Genomic DNA, 528 nt, shown 5'->3' with positions numbered 1-528 from the left:
CGGCGCGGGCCGGCTCGGACAGGCCCTCCGCGGCCTCGGCGGTCCGCTCGGCGCGGTCCTCCAAACCCTGGTGGACGGTGCCGAGGGTGGCGGTGACCGGGTCGGTGACCTGGACGACCTCGCTCAGCCGCACGGTGTCGGACAAGGGCCGGGCGTCGTCGAGGGCGAGCCCGTCGGCGTGGGCCGGGGACGCGCCGAGCAGCCACAGCGTGGCGAGGAAGGCGCCGGCGAGCAGTGGCAACCAGAGAAGCGAGGGCGCCAGCGCGCACGCGGCCGAGACGGCGCGCGCCGCGCGTCCGCTTCGGCTGGTGGCAGGCATGGAGGGCCCTCCGCGACGGGTGCTGTGATCGGGACGGGGAGGCCCCGCCCGCGACCTGACGTTAGCACAGAGTCACCGAGGGTAGTTTCGGTTTGCCGGAACCAGGGAAACGGGATCAGTCGGCCGGCATGGTGGGTTCAGGGTCCCGTGCGCGGCCCTTCCGGCGGGCGGACCGGGCCGTGCGGATCTGGTCGTAGACGAACACCAGC

1 pseudogene is annotated in these 528 nt (G+C 74.4%); it reads right to left on the bottom strand.

The features are described from left to right. Positions 1-319, bottom strand: a pseudogene (locus D471_RS0124455) (hypothetical protein); the annotation flags it as partial. Between the last annotated feature and the right edge of the window lie 209 nt (positions 320-528).

Origin of the sequence: Nocardiopsis lucentensis DSM 44048 (assembly GCF_000341125.1) — a bacterium.
GTDB classification, from domain to species: domain Bacteria; phylum Actinomycetota; class Actinomycetes; order Streptosporangiales; family Streptosporangiaceae; genus Nocardiopsis; species Nocardiopsis lucentensis.
Note: the sequence above shows the minus strand (reverse complement) of the source record. Positions and strands in the feature narration are given on the sequence as shown.